Origin of the sequence: Mycobacterium canetti CIPT 140010059, from assembly GCF_000253375.1 — a bacterium.
GTDB classification, from domain to species: domain Bacteria; phylum Actinomycetota; class Actinomycetes; order Mycobacteriales; family Mycobacteriaceae; genus Mycobacterium; species Mycobacterium tuberculosis.
The window spans coordinates 1,679,745-1,704,840 of record NC_015848.1 but is presented as its reverse complement, the minus strand read 5'-3'; the positions used below and the strand labels follow the sequence as shown (position 1 = coordinate 1,704,840).

The window sequence follows — 25,096 nt, the reverse complement described above, 5'->3', positions numbered from 1 at the left end:
ACGTCACCATGCCCGCCTTCGGGTGGTCCCGCGGGGTGCCTCATCTGCCGATGTTGTTGGCGGACCCGGTCGGTATCACCGCCAGCACCAACACAACGCAGACGAAGACCTGCACGTTTCTCCTCGACGGCGGTTGCTCGATCTCCGGTCTGTCGATCGCGTACAAGATGTAGACAATGGCCACGTCGAGTGTGATCATCACCCACCAGCGAGTCCAGTCGACAGCGGTGATGAACAGCGGAACCAGCAATGCCGATGCCAGCACCGGCAACGCCAGATTGCCGCGCAGTTCGGCAAAGAAGGTTCTGACCGGCACGGCGGAGACATAGCGGATCATCGATGTCGTGGCAACGAAGAACAGCAACCCGAGGAGTAATGCACCGAATAGTGCGCGGAAGCCAACCACGGCCACCAGCTTTGCAGAGGTAATCCAGTCGAGGTTAAACCACGGGGTCACATGCTCGCACACCCAATCGTGGTAATCTGCATGGCTCTCGACACGACCGAATATGTAATCGAGAACTCGCTGCGGTGTCGTTGCAACCGCCCACGGATTTTCGACCATCCCATGCGGGATATGGGCACACAACTGGTCCGCGATATCGCGACGCCCGACCACAGCGAGCAACAATACTAAGACGGTCCCCGGACCGATGGCCAACGCAGTACAGATTCGCCTTGTCGCACCTGTCGCATTCTTCGACAACACGATTATCGCCAGCACCGCGCCGAGTGCGAATTCCAGTGGAATCGCTTCGTGTATGAGCGCCAGCACGGCCATCGTAAGTCCGTACAGCGTACTGAGGATCACCCGGGTTCGAGAGGTGTGGACCCTGGTCAGAAAAATGCTGAAGGCTACCAACGCGGTCATCCCGAAGAGTTCCGGATGTGGATTATAGATGGCATAAGAAAAGGCAAAGGGTAGCACCGGAACGAGGAGGGCAAGCATTATCCTGCGCTCGGACCGGTTGCCCGTGGAAAGGATAAGCCACACCACGACGGCAAGGGCGATCAGCCACACCGTGATAGACGTCCACAGAACGGTATAGGCGCCGGCAAAGAAATGATCGCCGGTCAACATGCGAATCAGTTCACCGCCCAGCCCGCGACGTACAAACCCGAATTCATAGCTGGCCGAGTAATAATGCAACCACAGGATGGCATTCGGAAAGACAGCTTCGACAAAATACACATGCCAGATACCCCACACGACCAACCAGGTCGACACCAGGACATATACCCGAGCGCGTTTGTCAGCGAGTTGAGCGTATTTCACGAGGATTTCTGCACTGCCCAGTGTCGCTTGGTCGGCACCGCCAATGCCTTTGACAGCAAAGCACTGTGACACACCATAACGACCCTCCGCGCCCCAAGGTCGAAAAAGAGACTAACCGACGCAGAATGGCGGTGGCAACGGGTTCGGCTCCACGGATCGCTCGCCAATCCAGTATGTACCCCAGCCGCTCGGCCAGCATTCGTAGCAGGTCGATTGTGGCGTCAGCGATCCCGTCCCAGGAGGGAATGGGGCGGCGGCCCCGGCGCCATCAGGTTGTTGCCGAGCCCGCTAGTACCGGCACAACCGCGGGCGGCCGCGGCGCGGCTCAGCTCGGCTAATGCGGCGTCGACCCTGACCCGATCCCGACTTGAGCGCAATTCGTACAGTTTGGCCAGCTGCTCGGCGCGCACCCGGCTGTTTTCGACCTTGAGCACCTCGACCTCACCGACCGACACACCACTGCCATAGGTCGAGTTGCGCCTCCATGCTTAAGTGCGCTCCGGCCCCTTTGCCGTCATCAGCGCGAACAACGTCAGGAATGACGCCGCCGGAATCGCATTAACAACGCGATCTCGCACCCGGACATGTGCCCCCACGGCGAGGATGAAGTACAACGTCAACATCGCTGTCGTCAGCCGCGCCAAGGCCGGGAATCGGGTGACCGACAACAGACCGACCGCAGAGGCGGCCTTGACCACCGGCAGCACCGGGCGAACGCTGACCGGAACGTCCAAGTCGTCGAGTAACCTGGCGATAGGTGGCAGCGGGATGGCGCACGCCACCGCGTCGCCCGCCTGCAGAGCTGCCAGTACCGCATAGGTTTTCGGTGAGGTCAAACCACTCATCGGACCACTCTATTGAGTCAACCTGGGGGGCGTCCCCAGCGGACCCTCGACCGGCTTGCGGGCTATCGCCTCGGCTGTGGCCACCGCCCGAGCGATCGACGGGTCGGTATCGGTGGAGAACCAGCCGGCGACCTCCGCGTCGTCACCGTCGGCCGCGTGCTTGGGCTGGTCTTCGACCGGGGACGGCTCGAACCGGAACACCCCGTCCTCACCCGGCTTGCCCAGCAGCCTGGTGAACCCCTGCAGTGCGGCGTTGAAGTCGCTGGGCACCACCCATACCTTGTTGGCGTCCCCACGCGCCATCTCCGGCAGCGTCTGCAGGTATTGGTAGGCAAGCATCTCCGGGGTGGGCCGGCCAGCCTTGATCGCGGCGAACGTCTTCTCGATGGCCTTGGCCTGCCCTTGCGCCTGCAGGTAGGCCGCGGCGCGCTCACCCTGAGCGCGCAGCATCCGAGACTGCCGATCGGCCTCAGCAGCCAAGATCGCGGCCTGCTTGGCGCCCTCGGCGGCCAGGATCTGCGCCTGCTTTTGCCCCTCGGCCTGTTTGATCGCCGCCTCCCGGGTACCTTCGGCGGTCAGAATCATCGCTCGCTTCTCCCGGTCGGCCTTCATCTGCTTTTCCATCGACGCCTGAATCGACGGCGGCGGATCGATGCTGCGCAGCTCCACCCGCGCCACCCGCAGACCCCAGCGGCCGGTCGCCTCATCGAGAACGCCGCGCAGCTGGGCGTTGATCTGGTCACGCGAGGTCAACGTCTGCTCCAGCGTCATCCCGCCGACAACGTTGCGCAGGGTGGTGGTGGTGAGCTGTTCGACCCCGACGATGTAATTGCTGATCTCGTACACCGCCGCCTGCGGAACGGTCACCTGGAAGTAGACGACGGTGTCGATGTTCAGCGTCAAGTTGTCCTCGGTGATCACCGGTTGCGGCGGAAACGACACCACCCGCTCGCGCAGGTCCACCCGAGCCCGGACGCGGTCGATGAACGGCACCAACAGCGTCAACTGCCCACTGACCGTACGACTATAGCGACCCAGCCGCTCGATCACCGCGGCCTCCGCCTGCGGGATCAGCGCCACCGACTTGGCCACCACGATGATGGCGAAAATCACCAGGACGGCCAGAAACACCAGACCAGCAACGGCTCCTTGCACCGGAATTCCTTTCTCGAGTCCCTACACGTCCTTGAAGACCACCGCCGTGGCGCCGTCGATTTGCACCACGGTCACCGAGTCACCAGGTTCGAACACATCACCGTCGTTGAGCGGGCGCGCCGTCCACACCTGGCCGTCCAGCTTCACCTGACCCCCGTCGCGGGCCACCCGACCAAGCACCACCGCCTTCTTACCCTCCAGCGCCTCGATGCCCAGCTGCACACCTTTGGTCTGCGTCAGCCGGCGCCGCACCGCCGGCCGAACCAACACCAGCAGCAGCACCGAGACGAGAAGAAACACCGCCCCGTCGGCCCACATCGGCCAAGCCAGCAGCCAGCTGCTTACCGAGGCGGCCAGCGCACCGCCGCCGAGCATCAGCAAGAACATGTCGCCGGTCAGTGCCTCTGCGCCGACGAGCACCAACGCCGCGATAAGCCAGATCAAAGCGACGGGCATGCGCTTAGGATACGCGTGATCCGCGTCAGCCGGGTCGAACAACTACACTGCAAGATCATGTGGTGTCCCAGTGTTTCGCTGTCGATCTGGGCTAACGCTTGGCTCGCCGGCAAGGCTGCTCCCGACGACGTGTTGGATGCATTATCACTTTGGGCGCCAACGCAATCCGTCGCAGCTTATGATGCCGTGGCTGCGGGCCACACCGGGCTGCCGTGGCCCGACGTCCACGATGCTGGAACGGTCTCGCTCCTGCAGACACTGCGCGCCGCGGTGGGCCGGCGCCGACTGCGGGGGACGATCAATGTGGTGTTGCCGGTGCCGGGCGATGTGCGCGGGCTGGCTGCGGGAACACAGTTCGAGCACGACGCCCTTGCCGCCGGCGAGGCGGTGATCGTCGCCAACCCGGATGATCCCGGCAGCGCCGTTGGCCTGGTCCCGGAGTTCTCCTATGGCGATGTCGACGAAGCCGCGCAGAGCGAGCCACTCACGCCCGAATTGTGTGCACTTTCTTGGATGGTGTATTCACTTCCCGGGGCCCCAGTGTTGGAACACTACGAGCTCGGCGATGCCGAATACGCGTTGCGGTCAGCGGTGCGCTCGGCCGCCGAAGCGTTGAGCACCATCGGACTGGGATCTAGCGACGTCGCCAATCCCCGTGGCCTCGTCGAGCAGTTGCTCGAATCGTCACGGCAACACCGGGTTCCCGACCACGCGCCATCGCGCGCATTGCGGGTGCTCGAGAATGCCGCGCACGTCGATGCGATCATCGCGGTCAGTGCCGGGCTGAGTCGATTGCGGATCGGAACGCAGTCGTTGTCGGACGCTCAGCGTGCCACCGATGCGTTGAGACCGTTGACCGCCGTGGTGCGCTCGGCCCGGATGTCCGCGGTCACGGCGATCCTGCACTCGGCCTGGCCGGACTGACGCTAGCCACGCAGTGCGGCGGACGGCATGGCTGGCCGTTGATGCTGGACAGACAGCCCGGCACCGGATCGGGGCCACTCACCCGCGCAGGTATACGGCCGTAACGGAGTTCGTCGATCAAACCTCTGGCTAGTCGAGCGAACCGCGGGTCGGCATTGGGGGTGCTGGCCCGGGCGTACGCGATGCCCGCTGCCTCGGCTTGTAATCGCAACTCGTGGTCGAGATCCCACACCACCTCGATATGGTCGGCGACGAATCCAATGGGACACACGATCACCGCGTTGATGCCGGCCCCAGCCAGACCGGTGAGCTGGTCGGTAACGTCTGGCTCCAGCCAGGGAACCTGCGGCGGGCCCGATCTCGACTGCCAGGCCAGGTCAAAGTCGCAGTATCCGGCAGCGGCCGCGACCAGCCTTGTGGCGTAGGCGACTTGGCGGCTGTAGAGGTTGGGGCCACAGCGGCGGTCGGCGGCCGTCGGGATCGAATGCGCGGTGAACACCAGCCGGGCATCACCGCGCACGGTTGCGGCGGCCGCGGTGATGGCGTCGGCGAACATCTCGACGAACAGCGGATGGTCGAAGTAGGGCCGAAGTTTTACCAGTTCAGGCGCGTCGCGCCCGGCCGCGCGGCGGGCCCGCGCGATGTCCTCCACGTACTGTGTGCAGCTCGAGTAACCGCTCCACGCAGATGTCGCAAAGACCGCTGCACGCCGGACACCGTTGTCGCGCATGGCCGTAACGGCATCTTCTACATACGGCTCCCAGTTGCGGTTACCGAAGTACACCGGCAGTTCTTGCTGCGCCTCCAGCTCCGCGATCAGTGTGCGATTAATGCCATTGATCGGTGATACCCCACCGAAATGCAGGTAGTGCTCGGCCACCGCGTCCAACCGTTCGGCAGGCACACCGCGGCCCCGGGTAACGTTCTCCAGGAACGGCCGCACCTGCTCGGGCCCTTCCGGTCCGCCGAACGACAGCAGCAGGACGGCATCAAATTGCATGCGTTCTAGAGCAATTGGGTGTGCGCGCCGCCGTCGGCGTAGATGATGTCACCCGTGGTCGCCGGCAGCCAGTCAGACAGCAGCGCGCACACCGTCTTGGCGACCGGCGTCGCATCCTTCATGTTCCAGCCGATCGGAGCGCGCTGATCCCAGCCCTCCTCGAGCAGCTGGATCTGGGCGCCGGCCTCCTCGCCGAGCGCGCCGCCGACGATCGCACTCATCGCCAGCGTCCGGATAGGGCCTGCGGCAACGAGATTCGAACGCACACCGTACTTGCCGGCCTCGCGCGCCACGAACCTGTTGACCGACTCCAACGCGCTCTTGGCGACCGTCATCCAGTTGTAGGCCGGCATCGCCCGGCTCGGGTCGAAGTCCATGCCGACGATGGAACCTCCGGGGTTCATGATCGGCAGCAGCGCCTTGGCCATCGAAGCATACGAATACGCCGAGATGTGGATGCCCTTGGACACATCCGCGTAGGGCGCGTCGAAGAACGGGTTGATGCCCATCCCGGTCTGCGGCATGAACCCAATCGAATGCACCACCCCGTCGAGCTTGTTGCCCGCCCCGATCGCCTCGGTCACCCGGCCGGCCAAGCTGGCCAGGTGCTCCTCGTTTTGCACGTCGAGTTCGAGCAGCGGGGCCTTTGCCGGCAGCCGGTCGGTGATGCGCTGAATCAGCCGCAGCCGGTCGAACCCGGTGAGCACCAGCTGGGCGCCCTGCTCCTGGGCTACCCGTGCGATGTGAAACGCGATCGACGAGTCGGTGATGATTCCGCTAACCAGAATCCGTTTGCCGTCCAGCAGTCCTGTCATGTGCGTCCTTGTGTTGTGTCAGTGGCCCATACCCATGCCGCCGTCGACCGGGATGACCGCACCGGAGATATAGCTCGCATCCTCGGAAGCCAGGAAGCTGACCACCCCGGCGACCTCGGCGGGGGTGCCGACCCGCTTCGCTGGGATAAATTGCAGCGCCCCCTGCTGAATCCGCTCATCCAGCGCGCGGGTCATATCGGTGTCGATGTAGCCCGGGGCCACCACATTCGCGGTCACGTTTGCCTTCGACAGCTCGCGGGCGATCGAGCGGGCCATGCCAATCACTCCGGCCTTGGAGGCTGCGTAGTTGGCCTGGTTGCCGATGCCCCAGCTGCCGGAGACCGAACCTATGAATATCATTCGACCGAATTTGTTGCGCTGCATGCTGCGCGATGCCCGTTGAGCCACCCGGAACGCCCCGGTGAGGTTGGCGTTGATGACCTTCTCGAACTTTTCCTCGGTCATCCGCATGAGGAATGCGTCCGCGGATAGGCCGGCGTTGGACACCAGCACCTCGACCGGACCCTGGTGCTCTTCTACCGCCGTGAAGGCGCGATCGACGGCGTCGCTGTCGGTGACGTCACATTCGACGCCAAACAGCCCCTTTGGCGCTCCGGATCCACGGTGGGTGACGGCCACCTTGTGGCCGTCGGCAGCCAGCCGCTGTGCGATCGCCAGCCCGATCCCCCGGTTTCCTCCGGTAACCAGGACTGAACGGGATACGAATGGGGGTTTGGCCCCTTCAGTGGCTGTGGCAGTCACCCCGACAACCTATCGTCTCGCCGCGGCCGGGCCGAAATCGGTATGTCCACGAGCGTAACGTGGCTGCGATTTCCGGCGGGAACTTTCGCACTGGGGTTACGCTCGTGACGTTTGTCGGTGTGACTCAGCACACTTCGACCATGACGGATCCCTTTCTGGGCAGCGAGGCCCTGGCTGCGGGTCTATTGACGCCCTACGAATTGCGCAGCAGGTATGTCGCGCTACATAAAGACGTGTACGTGCCGCAGGGTGTGGAACTGACCGCGCAATTGCGTGCAAAAGCGCTGTGGCTGCGCTCGCGCCGCCGCGGCGTGCTGGCCGGCTACTCGGCTTCTGCCTTCCATGGCGCCAAGTGGATCGACGCGGATCTTCCCGCCGCGATCATCGACACCAACCGCCGCCGTGCCCCGGGGCTGCAAGTCTGGGAAGAGCGCATCGAGCCCGACGAGATCTGCGTCATCGAGGGCATGCGCGTGACCACACCGGAGCGAACGGCGCTCGACCTGACCAGTCGATTTCCATTGGACCCCGCCGTCGCGGCCGTCGACGCCCTGATACAGGCCACCGATTTGAAGGTGGCCGACGTCGAGCCGCTGATCGAGCGCTATCGGGGCCGCCGTGGCATGAAGGCCGCAAGAGCCGCTCTGGACCTCGTCGACGGCGGTGCCCAGTCCCCCAAGGAAACCTGGCTGCGCTTGTTGTTGATCCGCGCCGGCTTTCCGCGCCCCCAGACGCAGATCGCGGTGCGCAACGAATGGGGCTGGGCGGAAGCCCATTTGGATATGGGCTGGCAAGACATCAAGGTCGCGGCCGAGTATGACGGCGACCACCATCTGACCAGTCGCTACCACTACCGGAAAGACATCCTCCGGCACGAGAAAGTCCAGCACCGCTACGGGTGGATCGTGGTCCGGGTCGTCGCCGAGGACCACCCCGCTGACATCATCCGCCGCGTGGGCGAGGCCCGCGCTTTCCGAGCGTAACCGCACTGCGAAAATCCGCGCCGGAAATCGCAGCCAGGTTACGCTCGCGGGCTGCCGGGGCCGCGGGAGAAGCTAAGTCGGCAACCGCCGGTTGATGAGCAGCGCCGCTAGCGCCGCCAACGCCAGCGCCAGCGCACCCAACCGCAACCAGCCGACGCTGGCGTCACCCTTGATGGTCTCGTAGCCGATCTGCTGCTGCAGCGACGAGTAAACGGCCCTCAGCTCGGCCAAAGTCGCCGCATTGTAGGAATTTCCACCGGAGAGCTGGGCGACCTTCTTCATCGTTTCGTCGTCGACGGGCACCGGTTGGCGCTGGTCGTTGATCTCGACGAAGCCGTATGGGGTGCCGAACGAGATCGTCGAAATCGGCACGCCCTGGTCCTTGGCGGTGCGGGCGGCGGTGTAGGCGCCCTTGGGGTTGTCCGGGTTGGTCGGCATCGTCTCCTTGCCGTCGGAGAACAGCACGATGCGCGCCGGCGGCGGCGTGTCGCCGCCACCGATCACCGCGCCAACCGTGGCGATGGCCTGCAGCGCGGTGAAGATCGCCTCCCCGGTGGCGGTACGGTCGGCGAACTGTAACTTGTCCAGCGCATTCTTGGTCGCCTCCCGGTTGGTCGTCGGCGACACCAGGACCGTCGCCGTGCCCGCGTAGGCAATCAATCCCAGATTGATGCCCGGGGTCAACTCGTCGGCGAACTGCTTGGCAGCCTCCTGCGCGGCCACCATCCGGCTGGGCTCGACGTCGGTGGCGCGCATCGACTGCGACACGTCGATCACCAACATCACCACCGCGCGGTTGCGGGGAATCCGGACGTCATGCGTCGGACCGGCCATCGCGATGGTGAACAGCAGCAGCGATAACACCAGCAGGATCGCCGGGACATGCCGCCAGCGGGATGGCCGCTTGGGTGCGACGCTCTCCAGCAACTCCATGTTGGCGAACCGCAGCATTCGCCGCTGGCGCGCCAGCTGCATCAGGATGTACAGCGCGACCAGTCCGGCCACGACAAACAGGAATAGGAAGAACCATGAATGCGCGAAGCCGGATAGCGTCATCGGCCCCAGCAACGGCAATGTCATAACTGACCCATCACTGGTGTCCCGCCAATGCCCCACGCCGGCGAGAGGCGACGAATCGTACGATATCGGCAAGCCAGTCGCGGTCGGTGCGAAGCGATAGCAAGGGTGCCCCGCAACCGCGGATGGTGCGCGCCACGTCGGCCCGGTGCGCCGCAGCTGCCCTAGCGAAGTCGTCGCGCAGCGCAGGGTCGATGGTGAACTCGCGCACAACCCCGGATTCGGCGTCCTGCAGCACCACATCACCCACGTCCGGCAATTCGACATCGCGCGGATCGAGCACTTCGATGGCCAGCACCTCATGGCGGGCTGCGATCGCCCGCAGCGGACGCATCCAGTTGATCGGGCCCAGAAAATCGCTGATGATCACCGCCATCCCGCGACGACGTTCGGGCCGGCGCAGCGCATCGATGGCAACCGCCAGGTCGCCGCGGACCCCCGCAGGGGCCTGCGGCATGGTCGCAATGGTGCGCAACATCGTGTGCTGATGTTGGCGCCCGGTGCGAGCCGGCACCCGAGTCATCGCGGCGCCGTTGGCGATCAGCGCACCGAGCCGGTTGCCGCCGCCGCTGTTGAGGAAGGTGATGGCAGCCGCCGCCGCCACCGCGAGGTCACGTTTCTCGCAGCAGGCGGTGCCAAAATCCAGGCTGGCCGACATGTCGACCACCAGCCAGGTTTCCAGTTCCCGGTCGGCGATCATCTGCCGGACATGCGGGTGAGTGGTGCGAGCGGTGACCGCCCAGTCCATCCGGCGGACATCGTCACCGGGCTGGTAGAGGCGCGACTCCCCTGGCTCCGAACCCGGCCCAGGTATCAGGCCGAGGTGATCGCCGTGCAAGACACCGTCGAGCTTCTGCTTGACGGTCAACTCGAGGGTGCGCAGCGCCGCCGCCAGCTTCGGGTCGTCGATGTCCCCGCGCAGCATCGACGGCGGATGCACCACCGCCGGCGCTTTGGATTCGGTCACCGGCCGCTCGCCGCGGCCGCGGCCTGCATCACCGGCGGCACCGAATGGCCTTGCTGTGGAACGGCATTCACCTGTGGCAGCGCCACAGTCTGCAGCACACGGTTGATGACGATCTCCGGTGAGATTTCGTCGGCGAGCGCGTCATAGGTGAGCACGAGCCGGTGTCGCAGCACATCAGGAATGACCTCGATGACGTCTTGCGGGATGACATAGTCACGGCCCCGGACCAGCGCCAGGGACCGTGCGGCGGCGATGATGCCCAGCGAAGCACGCGGGGATGCGCCGAACGCGACCCAGCTCTTCACGTCGTTCATCCCCAACTGCTCGGGTTTGCGGGTGGCGAAGACGACTCGAACGACATAGTCGACCAGCGCGTGGTGGACGAAGTTGTTGGCCGCTATCTCCTGCAGCCGCAGCAGGTCGCCCGTGCTCAGGATCTGCTTGGCCTGCGGCGGGGTAACACCCATCCGGTAGATGATTTCGCGCTCTTCTTCGGGCGACGGGTAGCCCACGTTGATCTTGAACAGGAAGCGGTCCCGTTGCGCCTCCGGTAGCGGGTAGACGCCCTCGTGCTCGATCGGGTTCTGCGTCGCCATCACCAGGAACGGGCTGGGCATCGGGAAGGTCCTACCGCCGATGGACACATGGCGCTCCTGCATGACTTCCAGCAACGCCGACTGCACCTTCGCCGGAGCCCGGTTGATCTCGTCGGCGAGCAGGAAGTTGGCCACCACCGGTCCGAGTTCGGTGTCGAATTCCTCCCTGCCTTGCCGGTAGATGCGCGTCCCGATGATGTCGGTGGGCACCAGATCCGGGGTGAACTGGATGCGCGAAAATGTCCCGCCGACCACCCGAGCGAAGGTCTCCACCGCCAACGTCTTGGCCACGCCGGGAACGCCCTCAAGCAGCACATGCCCCTTGGACAGCAGGCCGACGAGCATCCGCTCCACCAGCTGGTCCTGGCCGACGATAATCCGCTTGACCTCGAAGATCGCCCGCTCCAGCGTGTGCACCTCGGCGGCCAGCCCCTCGGCACCACCGGGGGGCGCCTCGTGGGCTGGCGAAGCTGAATGCCCACCCGGGGTCTGGTAACCGCCGGCGCCCGCGGGGAACCCACCTGCTGATGTCATCAAAATCCTCCACAGCTCAATCGGACACGACTGCCGACATGACCAACGTCGCGGGGCAGCGACGCGCCCGCGTTCAACTATTCCAGGCCTCCCGGATTCCGTCGACGCCGCGGTGGTGCCCGGCAAATCACACCTGGCTCAGTATTCGATGATCCTAGTCACGAACGGCGTCATTCCGGCCTTTCGCACCGGGCTCACCGTGACTTTGCCGGCGCTTCCGGATGCCTCCAGCATTTGGCCGTTGCCCAGATACAGGGTGACGTGCTGGCCGCCGCCTGGGCCGTAAAAGATCAGATCGCCGCGCTTGGCCTCAGCGGGCGGAACGTGGCGACCGGCGTTGTACTGATCACCGGAGAACCGCGGGATCAGCACGCCGACCCCGGCGAAGGCATACCGCACCAGACCTGAGCAGTCGAAGCCGACAGTGTTGGCCCCCGAGTCCACGCCCTTGCTGGGGCCCTGAAGCGAGCCACCACCCCACGAATAGGGCACCCCCATCTGCGACCCGGCCCGGCGAATCACATATTCGACGGCCTGACGGGCGTTGGCCCGCGGAATCCGGCTCGCGCCGGTTGTGGCGGCGCTGGGAGCGCTGGCAGCAGGGCCGCCGAGGTTGATTCCCAACCCACCGAGGAACTGCCTGCCCAAATCCAGCGTGGTCTGGGTGGCCTGGGCGGTGGCCTGCAACGACGCGTTGGCTACCGCCAGCGGATCTCCGGGCGCCCCCGCACTGACCAATGCCGGCAGCGTGGGATCCCATTGTCCGGGTTCGGCATCGGCGGGCGTTGCCACACCGACCATCAGGCCGGCAACCACCGCGGTGATCCAGGCCAGTTTGATCGGGTGAAAACGCGTGTGGCGCATGAATCCTCGTCTAGTACTCGATGTATCGGACCACATACGGGGTCATGCCAGCCGTGCGCACGGGCGCAACCCGCACCTTCAAACCGACGTCGGGCGCCTCGAGCATCTGGCCGTTGCCGAGGTAGATCGTCACGTGCTGGCTACCGTTCGGGCCGTAGAAGATGACGTCGCCGCGGCGCATCTGCGAGGACGGGATCTTGCGGCCCAGGTTGTACTGCGAACCCGAGTAGTGCGGCAGCTTGATGCCCACCCCAGCAAACGAGTACAACACCAGGCCTGAGCAGTCGAAGCCGACGGTGCCGGCCCCGGAGTCGATGCCCTTGCTCGGGCCCGCGGCATTGCCGCCGCCCCAGGAATAGGGCACCCCGATCTGTGACATGCCGCGGCGGATCACGTATTCAGAAGCCTGGCGCCCATAAACTCGCGGAATCCGGCCCTGGGCCGAGCCCGCCGGAGCGTTGGTGATGCCGGTATCGGTGGGCTGCAAGATGCCCAGCTGCTCCAGGAACTTGCGCCCCATATTGGCGGTGACCTGCGCTGACGTTGCCGAGATCCCCAACACCTGGTTCACTACCGCGATCGGGTCGCCGGGGATGTTGGCGCTGGGGATCATGGGCAGCGTGGGGTCCCACAAGCCATCCCATGCACGCCCACCGGCAGGCCCCGATCCGGGATCCCACATCCGGAACGGCGGCGCACCCTGACCACCCTCCGAGGACCAGGCAACCAACCTGGCCGCCTGCAGTCGGGCTTGAGCCGCATCGCGCTCGGCGGCCAGGCGTTGGACCTCCTCGCGCTGTTCATCGAACTTCCGCCGGGTCTCGGTGAGCGCCGCCACCGCGGCATCCTGGCTGGCCTTTGCGTCGGCGGCGGCCTTATCAGCCTTCTGCTTGGCTAGCCGCGCCGCCGACTCCGTGTTCACCCGCTCGGTCTGGGCCCGCTGCAGGTTGGCCATCACCGCTTGGGAACTGGCGCTAAGGGTCTTGGCGGCGGTCACAGTGGCAATGATCTCGTCGGGGCTGCTCGCGCTGAGGTAGCTGACCGAGGGACCGTTCATGTAGGTGGCCGCCGCGAAGGTGTCGAACCGGTGCTGAGCCGCGGCGATCGCCGCGTTGGCGTCCTTAACCGCGCGCTGGCTGACCTCCAGGTCGTCTTCGGCCGCGGCAGCGTTGTCCCGAGCGGTTTCCACGTCGACCATCGCCTTGTTAACGCTTTCCTGTTCGGCCTGAACCTCGTCGCTCAGGTCTTGCAGGCGCTGGTTGGCCTTGGCGACGTCGGCAATCAGCGCGGCGATGGTGTCCGTCTGTGGATCGGCGGTAGCCAGCCCCGGTGTGCATACCAGCAGGGCCACACTCAAAGCCGACGGAATTGCCGGACGGACAAACCGTGCGGCCGGTCGCGCTGGCGAGCCACGGCGATTCCGTCTCATTCGACTCAGATCTCCTAGGGCTCAACTCGGAGGGACAGCGCAGGTCAACGCCAACGACACCACAAGCATCATTTGCACCGTACGTCACATCTGACGCTATGGAAACGTAAGTCACAAACTGCCCCCGGTACGTGCGACTAATGTGACCCAACGGTGACCTCGCGCGTTTGCCGCAAACAACCGCCCGGTTAGCGCGGCAACACGAGAAGAGATAGATGTGGCTGGCTAGACGCCTTGATTGAGATCGTCCCCCGCCCCTGGGGCGGCGTCAGTCGACGTTGCTGACCTCCTCCCGCGCAGTTGCATCAACCGAGCACCCACAGCCGCTGCCAGCACACCGATCAGCAAAACAATGGTCAGCGCGCTCCAGGGAAACTCGGGTGTGCTCAGCTCATGGACAAAGTTCTGCGCGGACTGCACCGGATTGCCGGTCTTGGAATGGTCTTCCCCGGCCTCGAGCGTGACCCGGGGGTATTGCGTGCTGTAACTGCCGACATAGTTCGGGCTGAGCACCAAGACGGTGGCATCCGAGTAGTCGGCCCCGACAACGGTCGCGATGTCACGCAGCGGTGTGTCATTGGGCGGGTTGTGGTCGAGCAGCACGATCTTGAGATCGATGCCCTCGTCGCGAGCGTGCTGGACCACCTCGAGCAGGCCCGGCGTGGCCGCCGGTGGAGCGCTGACACCGAGTGCGGCGACCTCCGCTTTGACCGCGGTCATGTCGACGTCTTGCGGAATGTAGCTGGGCAGGAACGGGATCGTCTGAGGAAAATATGGCCCGGTCATCGCATCCTTCCTGCCGACGTGCTACTGGCACGTTACGCGCTGCTCGCACTTCGGCGCGCACCCACACGGCAACAAAGCAGGACAAGCGTACTGCTAGGCTGACACCACGCCGTCGACACGGCCCGTCGGCGGGCGAACCAAATCCCTGGGAGTTGATGTGACTAGCAAATCTGTGAACTCATTCGGAGCCCACGACACCCTGAAGGTCGGCGAAAAGAGTTACCAGATCTATCGTCTCGACGCCGTCCCCAATACCGCGAAACTCCCCTACAGCCTCAAAGTGCTCGCCGAGAACCTGTTGCGCAACGAGGACGGCAGCAACATCACCAAGGACCACATCGAGGCCATCGCCAACTGGGACCCTAAGGCCGAGCCCAGCATCGAGATCCAGTACACGCCCGCCCGGGTGGTGATGCAGGACTTCACCGGCGTACCGTGCATCGTCGACTTGGCCACCATGCGCGAGGCGATCGCCGATCTGGGCGGCAACCCGGACAAGGTCAACCCGCTGGCGCCCGCAGACTTGGTGATCGACCACTCGGTGATCGCCGATTTGTTCGGCCGCGCCGACGCATTCGAGCGCAACGTCGAAATCGAATACCAGCGCAACGGTGAGCGTTACCAATTCCTGCGCTGGGGCCAAGGCGCTTTCGACGACTTCAAAGTGGTGCCGCCGGGCACCGGCATCGTGCACCAGGTCAATATCGAGTACCTGGCCAGCGTGGTGATGACTCGCGACGGAGTGGCCTACCCCGACACCTGCGTGGGCACCGACTCACACACCACCATGGTCAACGGCCTGGGTGTGCTCGGGTGGGGTGTCGGCGGCATCGAGGCGGAGGCCGCGATGCTGGGTCAGCCGGTATCGATGCTGATCCCGCGGGTCGTGGGTTTCAGGTTGACCGGCGAGATCCAGCCGGGAGTCACCGCCACCGACGTGGTGTTGACCGTCACCGAGATGCTGCGCCAGCACGGCGTCGTCGGCAAATTCGTCGAGTTCTACGGCGAGGGCGTGGCCGAGGTGCCGCTGGCCAACCGCGCCACCCTGGGCAACATGAGTCCCGAATTCGGTTCCACCGCAGCGATTTTCCCGATCGACGAAGAAACCATCAAGTATCTGCGGTTTACCGGTCGCACGCCGGAGCAGGTCGCACTGGTCGAGGCCTACGCCAAGGCGCAGGGCATGTGGCACGATCCCAAGCACGAGCCGGAGTTCTCGGAATACCTCGAACTCAACCTATCCGACGTGGTGCCGTCGATCGCCGGACCAAAGCGTCCACAGGACCGAATCGCGTTGGCGCAAGCCAAATCAACATTCCGCGAGCAGATTTACCACTATGTCGGCAATGGTTCCCCGGATTCCCCCCACGACCCGCACTCGAAGCTGGACGAGGTAGTCGAGGAGACATTCCCGGCCAGCGACCCGGGGCAGCTGACGTTCGCCAACGACGACGTCGCCACTGACGAAACCGTGCACTCGGCTGCCGCGCATGCCGATGGCCGGGTGAGCAACCCAGTGCGGGTGAAGTCGGACGAACTCGGCGAATTCGTGCTCGACCACGGCGCGGTGGTGATTGCCGCGATCACGTCCTGCACCAACACCTCCAACCCCGAAGTAATGCTGGGCGCGGCGCTGCTGGCCCGCAACGCCGTCGAAAAGGGACTGGCCGCCAAGCCGTGGGTGAAGACCACGATTGCCCCGGGCTCGCAAGTGGTCAACGACTACTACGACAGATCCGGCCTGTGGCCGTATCTGGAGAAGCTCGGCTTCTATCTGGTCGGCTACGGCTGCACCACCTGCATCGGCAACTCCGGGCCGCTGCCCGAGGAAATCTCAAAAGCGGTTAACGACAACGACCTTTCGGTGACCGCGGTACTGTCCGGCAACCGGAACTTCGAGGGCCGTATCAACCCAGACGTGAAGATGAACTACCTGGCATCGCCGCCGCTGGTCATCGCCTACGCGCTGGCCGGAACCATGGACTTCGACTTCCAAACCCAGCCGCTCGGTCAAGACAAAGACGGTAAGAACGTTTTTCTCCGCGATATCTGGCCATCGCAGCAGGATGTCTCCGACACCATCGCCGCGGCGATCAACCAGGAGATGTTCACCCGCAACTACGCCGACGTGTTCAAGGGCGACGACCGCTGGCGCAACCTGCCAACCCCGAGCGGCAACACCTTTGATTGGGACCCGAATTCGACCTACGTGCGCAAGCCGCCGTATTTCGAGGGGATGACAGCCAAACCCGAACCGGTCGGCAACATCCGCGGTGCCCGGGTGCTGGCGCTGCTCGGTGATTCGGTGACCACCGACCACATCTCCCCCGCCGGCGCCATCAAGCCCGGAACTCCCGCGGCGCGCTACCTCGACGAACACGGTGTCGACCGCAAGGACTACAACTCCTTCGGTTCTCGCCGCGGCAACCACGAGGTGATGATTCGTGGCACCTTCGCCAACATCCGGCTGCGTAACCAACTGCTAGACGACGTGTCCGGCGGTTATACCCGCGACTTCACCCAGCCGGGCGGTCCGCAGGCGTTCATCTACGACGCCGCGCAGAACTATGCGGCGCAACACATTCCGCTGGTTGTGTTCGGCGGCAAAGAGTACGGGTCGGGTTCGTCACGGGACTGGGCGGCCAAAGGCACATTGCTACTGGGCGTGAGGGCGGTGATCGCCGAGTCATTCGAGCGGATCCACCGGTCCAACCTGATCGGCATGGGCGTGATCCCGCTGCAGTTCCCCGAAGGAAAGTCAGCGTCGTCGTTGGGACTCGACGGTACCGAGGTCTTCGACATCACCGGTATCGACGTGCTTAACGACGGCAAGACACCCAAGACGGTGTGCGTCCAGGCCACCAAGGGCGACGGCGCCACGATCGAGTTCGACGCCGTGGTGCGCATCGACACCCCCGGTGAGGCGGACTACTACCGCAACGGCGGCATCCTGCAGTACGTGCTGCGCAACATACTGAAGTCAGGCTGACCGAGCGCCCGTGCCCAAGGTCAGCGAGGACCATCTGGCGGCTCGCCGCCGTCAGATCCTCGACGGTGCGCGCCGTTGCTTTGCCGAATACGGCTATGACAAGGCCACGGTCCGGCGCCTGGAACAGGCAATCGGGATGTCGCGCGGTGCGATCTTTCACCACTTCCGCGACAAGGACGCGCTGTTTTTCGCGCTGGCGCGCGAGGATGCCGAGCGAATGGCGGCTGTAGCATCCCGCGAAGGCCTCATCGGTGTGATGCGCGACATGCTTGCCGCGCCCGACCAGTTCGACTGGCTGGCCACCAGGTTGGAGATCGCACGCAAGCTGCGCAACGACCCTGACTTCAGCCGCGGCTGGGCGGAGCGCTCCGCGGAATTGGCGGCGGCGACCACCGATCGGCTGCGCCGGCAAAAGCAGGCTAACCGGGTGCGTGACGATGTGCCTAGCGACGTTTTGCGGTGCTACCTGGACCTGGTGCTCGACGGATTGCTGGCCCGGCTGGCCTCCGGCGAAGACCCGCAGCGGCTAGCCGCCGTCCTCGACCTGGTGGAGAACTCGGTGCGTCGGTCTTGACATGCGCTGACTGTGAATCTGACGACGCGACACGCCGCTGTCGCGTCGTCAGATTCACAATCGGCGGATCAACGCGGCCGGGAACGGCGATTGGGGCCGCCGCGGCCGCGCATCGTGGTGCCTGACTCGCGCAGCATGCTGTGAATAGATCCGTACGACCGGCCGGTGGTGGCCGCCAGGTTGCGGATACTGGCCCCGCCCTCGTAGGCGTTGCGCAACTCGCGCAGCAGCTGATCGCGCGTCTTCTTTGACTTCCGCATCGGTACCCTCCGTCGATCCCAGGCACCTAGCCTAAGAACCCGCCGCCGCCCCGGTGGTGCTTTGGCCGAAATCGTTACGCGGCAGCCGCATCTAGGTCAGGCCAGCTCGATGAGATCTCGATACTCGTCGGACCAGTAGTCCTCGGTGCCGTCGGGCAACAGCACCACCCGTTGGGGACCGAGCGCCGCGGCCGCCCCGGGATCATGCGTCACCAGCACCACCGCACCTCGGTAGCTGCGCAGCGCGTCGAGCACCTGCTCGCGCGAGGCCGGATCGAGATTGTTGGTCGGTTCATCGAGCAGCAGCACATTCGCGGTGGAGGCCACCAAGCCGGCCAGCGCGAGCCGGGTCTTCTCACCGCCGGAGAGCGTGCCGGCCGGCTGCTCGAGCTGCGGACCGGTGAACATGAACGCACCCAGCAGGCCGCGCAGGTCCTGTTCGCCGGCATCCGGTGCCGCGTGCCGGACGTTCTCCCAAACGGTGGCATCGTTGTCGAGCGTGTCGTGCTCCTGCGCGAAATAGCCGATCCGTAAACCGTATCCGGGTTCCAGCACTCCGGTGTCGGGCTGCTCGACACCGGCCAGCAATCGCAGCAGCGTGGTCTTGCCGGCACCGTTGAGTCCGAGTATGACCACCCGCGAGCCGCGGTCGATGGCCAAGTCGACACCGGTGAAGACTTCCAGCGAGCCATACGTCTTGCCCAGACCGTTGGCCACCAGCGGTGTGCGTCCACACGCCGCCGGGGTGGGGAACTTGATCCGGGCCACCTTGTCGGCGACTCGCTCCTCGTCGAGTGCGGCCATCATCCGATCGGCGCGGCGCAACATGTTCTGGGCCGCAACGGCTTTGGTGGCCTTGGCGCCCAACTTGGCGGCCTGTGCACGCAGCGCGGCCGCCTTGCGTTCGGCGTTAGCGCGTTCCCGGATGCGACGTTGCTCGTCGGTGGCCCGAGCGTCGACGTAGCGCTGCCAGCCCATGTTGTAAACATCGACCTGGCCGCGCACGGCATCCAGGAACCACACTTTATTGACGACATCGGCCACCAGGTCCACGTTGTGGCTGATGACCACCAGCCCGCCCGTATGCAAGCGCAGGAAGTCCCGCAGCCAGCCCAGCGAATCAGCGTCGAGGTGGTTAGTCGGCTCGTCGAGCAACAAGGTGGTGGAATTTCCAGCGCCACTCTCGGACGCGGCGAACAAAATGCGGGCTAGTTCCACCCGGCGGCGCTGACCTCCGGAAAGGGTACGCAGCTGCTGGGTCAGCACCCGCTCGGGCAAGCCTAGGCTGGCGCAGATGCGGCCGGCTTCGCTTTCGGTGCCATAGCCGCCCAACGCGACGAATCGCTCCTCGAGCTGACCGTAACGGCGGATGGCGCGGTCACGCTCGTCCTCGTCGGCGACCTCGGCCATCAACGCCTGCTGCTTCTCCAGATCAGTGAGCAGGACGTCCAGTCCGCGGGCGGACAGCACCCGGTCACGGGCCAGCACGTCGAGATCGCCAACTTTGGGATCCTGTGGCAGGTAGCCGATTTCGCCGGCACGGGTAACCGACCCGGCATAGGGTTCGACCTCCCCCGCCAGAATGCGCAGCGTGGTGGTCTTGCCGGCACCGTTACGTCCGACCAGCCCGATACGATCGCCGGGCTGCACACGCAGGTCGGGGCCGTCGGGTGCGAGCAGGATGCGCGCGCCAGCGCGGACCTCGAGGTCCGTAGCTGTGATCACATTCGCTCCCTGGTCGTCGGTTGTCTTGGGCGCTGTTACGTGTCATCGGTGAACACCGGCGCCCGCTGCTCGGCCCGTGCGGCAACCGCTTCTTCGAAGTTGGCGGTGAGCAGCCGGACGAAGAGCTGCCCCAAGCCCTCGGCCTGCATGTGCGCCTCCAGACTGGCGGCGTCCAGTCCACTCCACAGCGTACGTTTGGTCAACTCAATTCCCGGCCGCGAGAATCCCGCCATCCGTGCGGCGATCGCGTAGCAGGCATCTAGCAGCTGTTCATCGGGTACCTGACGGGATACCAGCCCGATCCTCTCGGCTTCCTCGGCGCTGACGTCGCGACCGGTCAACATGATCTCGAACGCACGTGAGGATCCAATGGCCCTGGGCAACAGGTAGCTCAGCCCCAATTCGCTGGCGGTCAGCCCGTTGTTGATACCGGCGGCCCGGAAGTAGGCGCTACTCGAGGCCACCCGAATGTCTGCAGCCAGTGCCAGGCACAGCCCACCACCGATGGCGGGGCCGTTGACCGCGGCGATCACCGGCTGGTGCAGCCGTCGCAGCATTAAGATGACGTCATCGAGGAGCTCCATCGAACGCAGCGCGTAGGTGGGCCGAGTCAAGTTCTCGACGTGCGGCACCACCCCCGCCGACTTGTGATCCGCACCCGAAGAAAACCCTCGACCCGCGCCGGTCAGCACCACCACCCGCACCGAGTTGTCGTAGCTGACCTGCGCTAAGGCCTCTTTGAGCGGCACCATGACATCGAATGCCATGGAGTTCATCCGCTCCGGCCGGTTGAGGGTAATCTGCGCGATCTCGGGCCGCGGGTGTTCGACGAGGACCAAACTCACCGTTGAACGGTACCCGGCGACGACTTGCGCCGCGCAGCGGTGGGGCACAGCCGGGCGCCTGGCGCCCGGTCAGGCTTGTTGGGCTCGCCCGTTCTGGGTGGTGGCTTCGCCGGCCTCCACCTCGTAGGCCTTGAGCTGCTGCACCAGGCTCTCCAATGCTGCCGGCGGCAGCGCGCCGGCCTGGTTGAACAACAACTTGCCGTTCTTGAAGGCCATGATCGTGGGGATGGATCGGATCTGAGCGGCCGCTGCAAGCTCTCGTTCGGCTTCGGTGTCGACCTTGGCGTGCACCACGTCGGGGTGTTTTTCCGACGACTCGGCAAAGGTCGGCGCGAACGCGCGGCACGGGCCGCACCAGGAGGCCCAATAATCGACGAGCACCATGTCGCTGCTTTGGATGGTTTCGTTGAACTGTGCGGCAGTGAGGTCTCGGGTAGTCACGCCTGCCTCAACGCCTCAGGATGAAGTCTTTGTTCCAGGGCCGATACCTTCGCCGGCCGGGGACTTGAAGGTGTATGCCCGGAGTTGTTGCACCAGATTGTCCATGATCGCGGGATTGGCGATGCCGGCTTGTTTGAAGACCAGCTTGCCTTTCTTGAAGGCCATCAGCGTGGGCAACAACTTGACCCCGGCGATCGAGGCCAGATCTTTCTCGGTTTCGATGTTGACTTTGCCATGCACGACGTCAAAGTGTTTCCGCGACGACGCCTCGTAGGTCGGTGTGAACAGGTCGCACGGGGCGCACAGCGGTGCCCAAAAGTACACAAGCACGTTGCTGTTGGCGGAGATGGTCTGTTGGAAATACGCCGCCGTGAGGTCTCGAGTGGTCACGGGCACCCCTAACGCAGCCCTGGTCAGTTCTGCGACATCGAGCCTAACGCGCAGCCGAAGCCGCGGCCCGCCACGACCGGTTGGTCAATAGCCGCATGCCGTTGAGGGCCACCAGCACAGTGGACCCTTCGTGACCCACCACACCCAGTGGCAGCGGCAGCTGCCCAAAAAGGTCCCACAGCACCAGGACGGCGATGAAGGTGGCCGCGATGGCCAGGTTGACGGTGACCACCCGGCGCGCCTGCCGTGCCAACCCGATGATCGTCGGGATGGTGTGCAGTTCGTCCCGTATGGTCACCCCGTCTGCGGTCTGTAGGGTCAGATCGGCGCCGGCGCCCATGGCGACAGCGGCGCGGGCGGCGGCCATGGCGGGAGCGTCGTTGACGCCGTCGCCGACGAGCAGCACCTGGTGACCACCGGCCTGCAGGTCGCGCACGACTTCAACCTTCTGCTCGGGCAGCAATGCGGCTCGCACATCGGTGATCCCGGCGTTCCGAGCGACCCGCCAAGCCGCTCGCCCGTTGTCACCCGTGAGCAGCACCGGTGGTGCGGCGGTCAATGCAGCCATCGCCGCGACGGACTCCACGGCATCCGGACGAAGCTGATCGGTGAGCCCGAGCACACCGATGGCAACTCCATCCAACAAGACGATGGCGGCAGTGGCGCCGGCAGAAAGGAGCGGCGCCAGCTCTGCTAGCGGTGCACCGCGGTAGCTTTGCGGGCTGGCGATCTCGACGAAATCGTTGCCCACCAGGGCGTGGACCCCGCAGCCCGGGACCGCGCGGAAGTCCTTGGCGGGCGGTATGGCGATACCACGCCGACGAGCTTCCGCGACGATCGCCCGGCCAAGCGGGTGCTCGCTGGATTGTTCTGCGGCAGCTGCCAATTGCAACAATCGCCGGGCATCGACCACGTTGGGGTCCAGCGGTGCGACGGAAGCCAGTCGCGGGATGCCACGGGTCAGCGTACCGGTCTTGTCCAAAGCGACGATGCTGGTATCGGCCAGGCGTTCGACGACCACCGCGGATTTGACCAGCACCCCATGACGGCCTGCGTTGGCGATCGCCGAAAGCAGCGGCGGCATGGTGGCCAGCACCACCGCGCATGGCGATGCCACGATCATGAAGGTCATGGCGCGCAGCAGCACCGGCCGCAGGTCGGCGCCGAACATCAGCGGAATAACGATGAGGGCAAGGGTGGCCGCGACCATGCCCAGGGAGTAGCGTTGCTCGATTTTCTCAATGAACAGTTGGGTTTTGGCCTTCGTCGCCGAAGCGTCGGCGACCAGTTCGACGATGCGGGCTACCACGGTCTGGCTCGGGTCACGGGTGACCACCAGATGCAATACACCCGATCCGTTCACGGTGCCGGCGAACACCTCGTCACCGCGGGCCTTGGCCACCGGCATCGATTCACCGGTGATCGAGCGTTGGTCGACGTCGCTAGCCCCCGACAGCACCGCACCGTCTGCGGGTATCCGGTCCCCCGGCCGCACCACCACCCGGTCCCCCACCACCAGCTCGCTGGCCGCCACCACCCGTTCGCTGCCGTCGCCCTGGACCACCACCGCCTGATCCGGCGCGAGGTCCAGCAGGCCTTTGACCGATTCCGCGGTGTGTCTGGTGGCAATGTCATCCAGCGCACCGGACGTGGCGAAGATCACGATCAGCAGCGCGCCGTCGAAGATCTGCCCAATCGCGACCGCTCCGATCGCCGCGGCAATCATCAGCAGATCCACATCAAGTGCCTTGTTCCGCAACGCTTGTGCGCCCGCCCATGCCGAGCCCCAGCCGCCGGCCAGATAACAGGCCAGGTAAAGCGTCCACCACATGGCCTCGGGAGCACCGTTCAGTTGCGCCACTAGTCCGGCGAGAAACAGCAGCAGCGCCACGGTGGCCCAGCGCACGGAGACTACCGACCACAGCGCGGCTCCCCAGCTCAATGGGTGGGGAATGGTCTTTGAAACGCGGTCGAAAGGAGCCTCCGCGGCAGTTACTTCACAAGCGGTCAAGGTCATTCCGGCGGCCTCACGACAGGGGTGCGAATTCGTCAGGATGAACCGAGTGTAGGGACGCAGGAACGACCAAAAATCTCGATTGCATTGCGGTATGCGATTGAATTGGTCACTGGCACAAGGCAAGCGGGGCCACTAACGGATTAACCATTCTGGCGGGGTGCGTTACCCTGAAACGGGTGAAGCGGCCGCTGGATCGCGATAAGATACGTCGGTCGCTAGCTCTTCATTGCGGAGGTGCCAGATGTCGTTCGTGGTCGCGAATACGGAGTTCGTGTCGGGAGCGGCGGGGAATCTCGCGCGCCTCGGTTCGATGATTAGCGCGGCCAACTCGGCCGCGGCGGCCCAGACGACCGCTGTCGCGGCCGCAGGCGCCGATGAGGTGTCGGCGGCGGTCGCGGCGTTGTTCGGCGCGCACGGCCAGACCTATCAGGTGCTCAGCGCCCAAGCCGCGGCGTTTCACAGCCAGTTCGTGCAAGCCCTGTCCGGCGGCGCGCAGGCGTACGCCGCCGCGGAGGCCACCAACTTTGGCCCCTTGCAGCCGCTATTCGACGTCATCAACGCGCCCACCCTGGCGCTGTTGAACCGTCCGCTGATCGGCAACGGCGCCGATGGGACCGCGGCGAACCCCAACGGCCAGGCCGGCGGACTCCTGATCGGCAATGGCGGCAACGGCTTCTCGCCCGCTGCCGGCCCCGGCGGCAACGGCGGCGCCGCCGGACTGCTGGGCCACGGCGGCAACGGCGGCGTGGGCGCCCTGGGCGCCAACGGCGGCGCCGGCGGCACCGGCGGGTGGCTGTTCGGCAACGGCGGGGCCGGCGGCAATAGCGGCGGTGGCGGCGGTGCCGGCGGCATCGGCGGCTCCGCCGTGCTCTTCGGGGCCGGCGGCGCGGGTGGCATCAGCCCCAACGGCATGGGAGCCGGTGGCTCTGGAGGCAACGGCGGGCTGTTTTTTGGCAACGGCGGTGCTGGCGCCAGCAGCTTCCTCGGCGGAGGTGGCGCCGGCGGCAGGGCCTTCCTGTTCGGCGACGGTGGTGCCGGCGGGGCAGCCCTATCCGCGGGTAGCGCTGGGCGTGGCGGCGATGCCGGGTTCTTCTATGGCAACGGCGGCGCCGGCGGCAGCGGAGCCGGGGGGGCATCGAGCGCCCACGGCGGGGCCGGCGGCCAGGCCGGGTTGTTCGGCAACGGCGGGGAAGGCGGCGATGGCGGCGCGTTGGGCGGCAACGGCGGCAACGGTGGCAACGCCCAGCTGATCGGTAACGGCGGTAACGGCGGCGACGGCGGCGGGGCCGGCGCCCCCGGGCTCGGCGGCAGGGGCGGGCTGCTGCTCGGCCTGCCCGGCGCGAACGGAACATAGTCGCCGCAGTTCCGCCCTCCCACCGCAGGTTA

The 25,096-nt window shown here is 65.3% G+C and carries 24 protein-coding genes and 1 pseudogene; 5 read left to right on the top strand and 20 right to left on the bottom strand.

Features of this window, described 5'->3' with window-relative positions; all coding sequences use genetic code 11:
• Window positions 1–40 precede the first annotated feature (40 nt).
• The 5 genes and pseudogenes from MCAN_RS07935 to MCAN_RS07915 form a co-directional block, all read right to left on the bottom strand.
• Complete coding sequence (locus tag MCAN_RS07935) at window positions 41–1,348, bottom strand: hypothetical protein (RefSeq protein WP_014000796.1); 1,308 nt, start codon at window positions 1,346–1,348, stop codon at window positions 41–43.
• A 191-nt stretch (window positions 1,349–1,539) separates the two neighbouring features.
• Window positions 1,540–1,719 (bottom strand): annotated as a pseudogene (locus MCAN_RS07930) (hypothetical protein); the annotation flags it as partial.
• 45 nt (window positions 1,720–1,764) lie between these two features.
• Window positions 1,765–2,121 (bottom strand): DoxX family protein, encoded by a 357-nt coding sequence (locus MCAN_RS07925; protein WP_003900347.1) that lies wholly within the window; start codon window positions 2,119–2,121, stop codon window positions 1,765–1,767.
• Between the two features lie 9 nt (window positions 2,122–2,130).
• Entirely contained in the window at window positions 2,131–3,276 is a 1,146-nt protein-coding gene (locus MCAN_RS07920) for an SPFH domain-containing protein (RefSeq protein ID WP_014000794.1), read from the bottom strand.
• 21 nt (window positions 3,277–3,297) lie between these two features.
• A complete protein-coding gene (locus MCAN_RS07915) occupies window positions 3,298–3,732 on the bottom strand; it encodes an NfeD family protein (protein ID WP_003407562.1) in 435 nt (144 codons plus the stop codon).
• A 57-nt stretch (window positions 3,733–3,789) separates the two neighbouring features.
• On the opposite strand from MCAN_RS07915, the gene MCAN_RS07910 reads away from it, so the two are divergent.
• Window positions 3,790–4,656: a hypothetical protein gene (locus MCAN_RS07910; RefSeq protein ID WP_014000793.1), complete on the top strand. Its 867-nt coding sequence runs from the start codon at window positions 3,790–3,792 to the stop codon at window positions 4,654–4,656.
• Here the strand turns inward: MCAN_RS07910 and MCAN_RS07905 are convergent.
• The 3 genes from MCAN_RS07905 to fabG1 are packed head-to-tail and all read right to left on the bottom strand — an operon-like array spanning window position 4,622 to window position 7,233.
• Entirely contained in the window at window positions 4,622–5,656 is a 1,035-nt protein-coding gene (locus MCAN_RS07905; protein WP_003407559.1) for a ferrochelatase, read from the bottom strand. The two genes, MCAN_RS07910 and MCAN_RS07905, sit on opposite strands and share 35 nt — an antisense overlap.
• A 5-nt stretch (window positions 5,657–5,661) precedes the next feature.
• Complete coding sequence (gene inhA / locus MCAN_RS07900) at window positions 5,662–6,471, bottom strand: NADH-dependent enoyl-ACP reductase InhA (protein WP_003407553.1); 810 nt, start codon at window positions 6,469–6,471, stop codon at window positions 5,662–5,664.
• A gap of 18 nt (window positions 6,472–6,489) precedes the next feature.
• Window positions 6,490–7,233, bottom strand: a complete 744-nt coding sequence (gene fabG1, locus MCAN_RS07895) for a 3-oxoacyl-ACP reductase FabG1 (protein WP_003898892.1) — start codon at window positions 7,231–7,233, stop codon at window positions 6,490–6,492.
• Window positions 7,234–7,373: 140 nt separating this feature from the next.
• Between fabG1 and MCAN_RS07890 the strand changes: the two genes are divergently transcribed.
• Entirely contained in the window at window positions 7,374–8,216 is an 843-nt protein-coding gene (locus MCAN_RS07890; RefSeq protein ID WP_014000792.1) for a hypothetical protein, read from the top strand.
• Window positions 8,217–8,288: 72 nt separating this feature from the next.
• On the opposite strand, the gene MCAN_RS07885 is transcribed toward MCAN_RS07890, so the two are convergent.
• The 6 genes from MCAN_RS07885 to MCAN_RS07860 form a co-directional block, all read right to left on the bottom strand.
• Window positions 8,289–9,296: a VWA domain-containing protein gene (locus MCAN_RS07885; protein ID WP_003407530.1), complete on the bottom strand. Its 1,008-nt coding sequence runs from the start codon at window positions 9,294–9,296 to the stop codon at window positions 8,289–8,291.
• Between the two features lie 10 nt (window positions 9,297–9,306).
• Window positions 9,307–10,260 (bottom strand): DUF58 domain-containing protein, encoded by a 954-nt coding sequence (locus MCAN_RS07880; RefSeq protein ID WP_014000791.1) that lies wholly within the window; start codon window positions 10,258–10,260, stop codon window positions 9,307–9,309.
• Entirely contained in the window at window positions 10,257–11,390 is a 1,134-nt protein-coding gene (moxR1, locus tag MCAN_RS07875) for a chaperone MoxR1 (protein WP_003407527.1), read from the bottom strand. The genes MCAN_RS07880 and moxR1 overlap by 4 nt, the downstream gene beginning before the upstream one ends.
• A 138-nt stretch (window positions 11,391–11,528) precedes the next feature.
• Window positions 11,529–12,254 carry an NlpC/P60 family peptidoglycan endopeptidase RipB gene (gene ripB, locus MCAN_RS07870; RefSeq protein WP_003407525.1) on the bottom strand — a complete coding sequence of 242 codons (726 nt, stop codon included), beginning with the start codon at window positions 12,252–12,254 and terminating at the stop codon, window positions 11,529–11,531.
• Window positions 12,255–12,264: 10 nt separating this feature from the next.
• Window positions 12,265–13,683 (bottom strand): NlpC/P60 family peptidoglycan endopeptidase RipA, encoded by a 1,419-nt coding sequence (gene ripA / locus MCAN_RS07865; RefSeq protein ID WP_014000790.1) that lies wholly within the window; start codon window positions 13,681–13,683, stop codon window positions 12,265–12,267.
• A gap of 225 nt (window positions 13,684–13,908) precedes the next feature.
• Complete coding sequence (locus MCAN_RS07860; RefSeq protein ID WP_003407520.1) at window positions 13,909–14,469, bottom strand: Rv1476 family membrane protein; 561 nt, start codon at window positions 14,467–14,469, stop codon at window positions 13,909–13,911.
• Window positions 14,470–14,626: 157 nt separating this feature from the next.
• Here MCAN_RS07860 and acn point away from each other — a divergent pair, with 157 nt between their 5' ends.
• Window positions 14,627–17,458: an iron-regulated aconitate hydratase Acn gene (gene acn, locus MCAN_RS07855; RefSeq protein ID WP_014000789.1), complete on the top strand. Its 2,832-nt coding sequence runs from the start codon at window positions 14,627–14,629 to the stop codon at window positions 17,456–17,458.
• A gap of 10 nt (window positions 17,459–17,468) precedes the next feature.
• Window positions 17,469–18,032: a TetR/AcrR family transcriptional regulator gene (locus MCAN_RS07850; protein WP_014000788.1), complete on the top strand. Its 564-nt coding sequence runs from the start codon at window positions 17,469–17,471 to the stop codon at window positions 18,030–18,032.
• A gap of 68 nt (window positions 18,033–18,100) precedes the next feature.
• Here the strand turns inward: MCAN_RS07850 and MCAN_RS07845 are convergent, their stop codons facing one another.
• From MCAN_RS07845 to ctpD, 6 genes are all read right to left on the bottom strand, one after another.
• Window positions 18,101–18,292: a helix-turn-helix domain-containing protein gene (locus tag MCAN_RS07845; protein ID WP_003407511.1), complete on the bottom strand. Its 192-nt coding sequence runs from the start codon at window positions 18,290–18,292 to the stop codon at window positions 18,101–18,103.
• Between the two features lie 96 nt (window positions 18,293–18,388).
• Window positions 18,389–20,017: a macrolide ABC transporter ATP-binding protein gene (locus tag MCAN_RS07840; RefSeq protein ID WP_014000787.1), complete on the bottom strand. Its 1,629-nt coding sequence runs from the start codon at window positions 20,015–20,017 to the stop codon at window positions 18,389–18,391.
• A gap of 35 nt (window positions 20,018–20,052) precedes the next feature.
• Entirely contained in the window at window positions 20,053–20,910 is an 858-nt protein-coding gene (locus MCAN_RS07835) for an enoyl-CoA hydratase (protein WP_003407504.1), read from the bottom strand.
• Window positions 20,911–20,931: 21 nt separating this feature from the next.
• A complete protein-coding gene (trxA, locus tag MCAN_RS07830) occupies window positions 20,932–21,303 on the bottom strand; it encodes a thioredoxin (RefSeq protein WP_003407501.1) in 372 nt (123 codons plus the stop codon).
• 15 nt (window positions 21,304–21,318) lie between these two features.
• Window positions 21,319–21,693 (bottom strand): thioredoxin family protein, encoded by a 375-nt coding sequence (locus tag MCAN_RS07825; RefSeq protein ID WP_003900345.1) that lies wholly within the window; start codon window positions 21,691–21,693, stop codon window positions 21,319–21,321.
• 43 nt (window positions 21,694–21,736) lie between these two features.
• Complete coding sequence (gene ctpD / locus MCAN_RS07820) at window positions 21,737–23,710, bottom strand: cobalt-translocating P-type ATPase CtpD (protein WP_014000786.1); 1,974 nt, start codon at window positions 23,708–23,710, stop codon at window positions 21,737–21,739.
• A 241-nt stretch (window positions 23,711–23,951) separates the two neighbouring features.
• Here ctpD and MCAN_RS07815 point away from each other — a divergent pair, with 241 nt between their 5' ends.
• Entirely contained in the window at window positions 23,952–25,064 is a 1,113-nt protein-coding gene (locus MCAN_RS07815; RefSeq protein WP_014000785.1) for a PE-PGRS family ubiquitin-binding protein, read from the top strand.
• The last annotated feature ends 32 nt before the right edge of the window (window positions 25,065–25,096 follow it).

Excerpts from the sequence above, each read along its gene's own strand:
- MCAN_RS07925 (WP_003900347.1), bottom strand. The coding sequence starts at position 2,121 with ATGAGTGGTTTGACCTCACCGAAAACCTATGCGGTACTGGCAGCTCTG.
- MCAN_RS07860 (WP_003407520.1), bottom strand. The coding sequence starts at position 14,469 with ATGACCGGGCCATATTTTCCTCAGACGATCCCGTTCCTGCCCAGCTAC.
- MCAN_RS07905 (WP_003407559.1), bottom strand. The coding sequence starts at position 5,656 with ATGCAATTTGATGCCGTCCTGCTGCTGTCGTTCGGCGGACCGGAAGGG.
- MCAN_RS07915 (WP_003407562.1), bottom strand. The coding sequence starts at position 3,732 with ATGCCCGTCGCTTTGATCTGGCTTATCGCGGCGTTGGTGCTCGTCGGC.
- moxR1 (WP_003407527.1), bottom strand. The coding sequence starts at position 11,390 with ATGACATCAGCAGGTGGGTTCCCCGCGGGCGCCGGCGGTTACCAGACC.
- ctpD (WP_014000786.1), bottom strand. The coding sequence starts at position 23,710 with ATGACCTTGACCGCTTGTGAAGTAACTGCCGCGGAGGCTCCTTTCGAC.
- MCAN_RS07815 (WP_014000785.1), top strand. The coding sequence starts at position 23,952 with ATGTCGTTCGTGGTCGCGAATACGGAGTTCGTGTCGGGAGCGGCGGGG.
- inhA (WP_003407553.1), bottom strand. The coding sequence starts at position 6,471 with ATGACAGGACTGCTGGACGGCAAACGGATTCTGGTTAGCGGAATCATC.
- ripB (WP_003407525.1), bottom strand. The coding sequence starts at position 12,254 with ATGCGCCACACGCGTTTTCACCCGATCAAACTGGCCTGGATCACCGCG.
- MCAN_RS07845 (WP_003407511.1), bottom strand. The coding sequence starts at position 18,292 with ATGCGGAAGTCAAAGAAGACGCGCGATCAGCTGCTGCGCGAGTTGCGC.
- ripA (WP_014000790.1), bottom strand. The coding sequence starts at position 13,683 with ATGAGACGGAATCGCCGTGGCTCGCCAGCGCGACCGGCCGCACGGTTT.
- MCAN_RS07890 (WP_014000792.1), top strand. The coding sequence starts at position 7,374 with ATGACGGATCCCTTTCTGGGCAGCGAGGCCCTGGCTGCGGGTCTATTG.
- MCAN_RS07910 (WP_014000793.1), top strand. The coding sequence starts at position 3,790 with ATGTGGTGTCCCAGTGTTTCGCTGTCGATCTGGGCTAACGCTTGGCTC.
- MCAN_RS07885 (WP_003407530.1), bottom strand. The coding sequence starts at position 9,296 with ATGACATTGCCGTTGCTGGGGCCGATGACGCTATCCGGCTTCGCGCAT.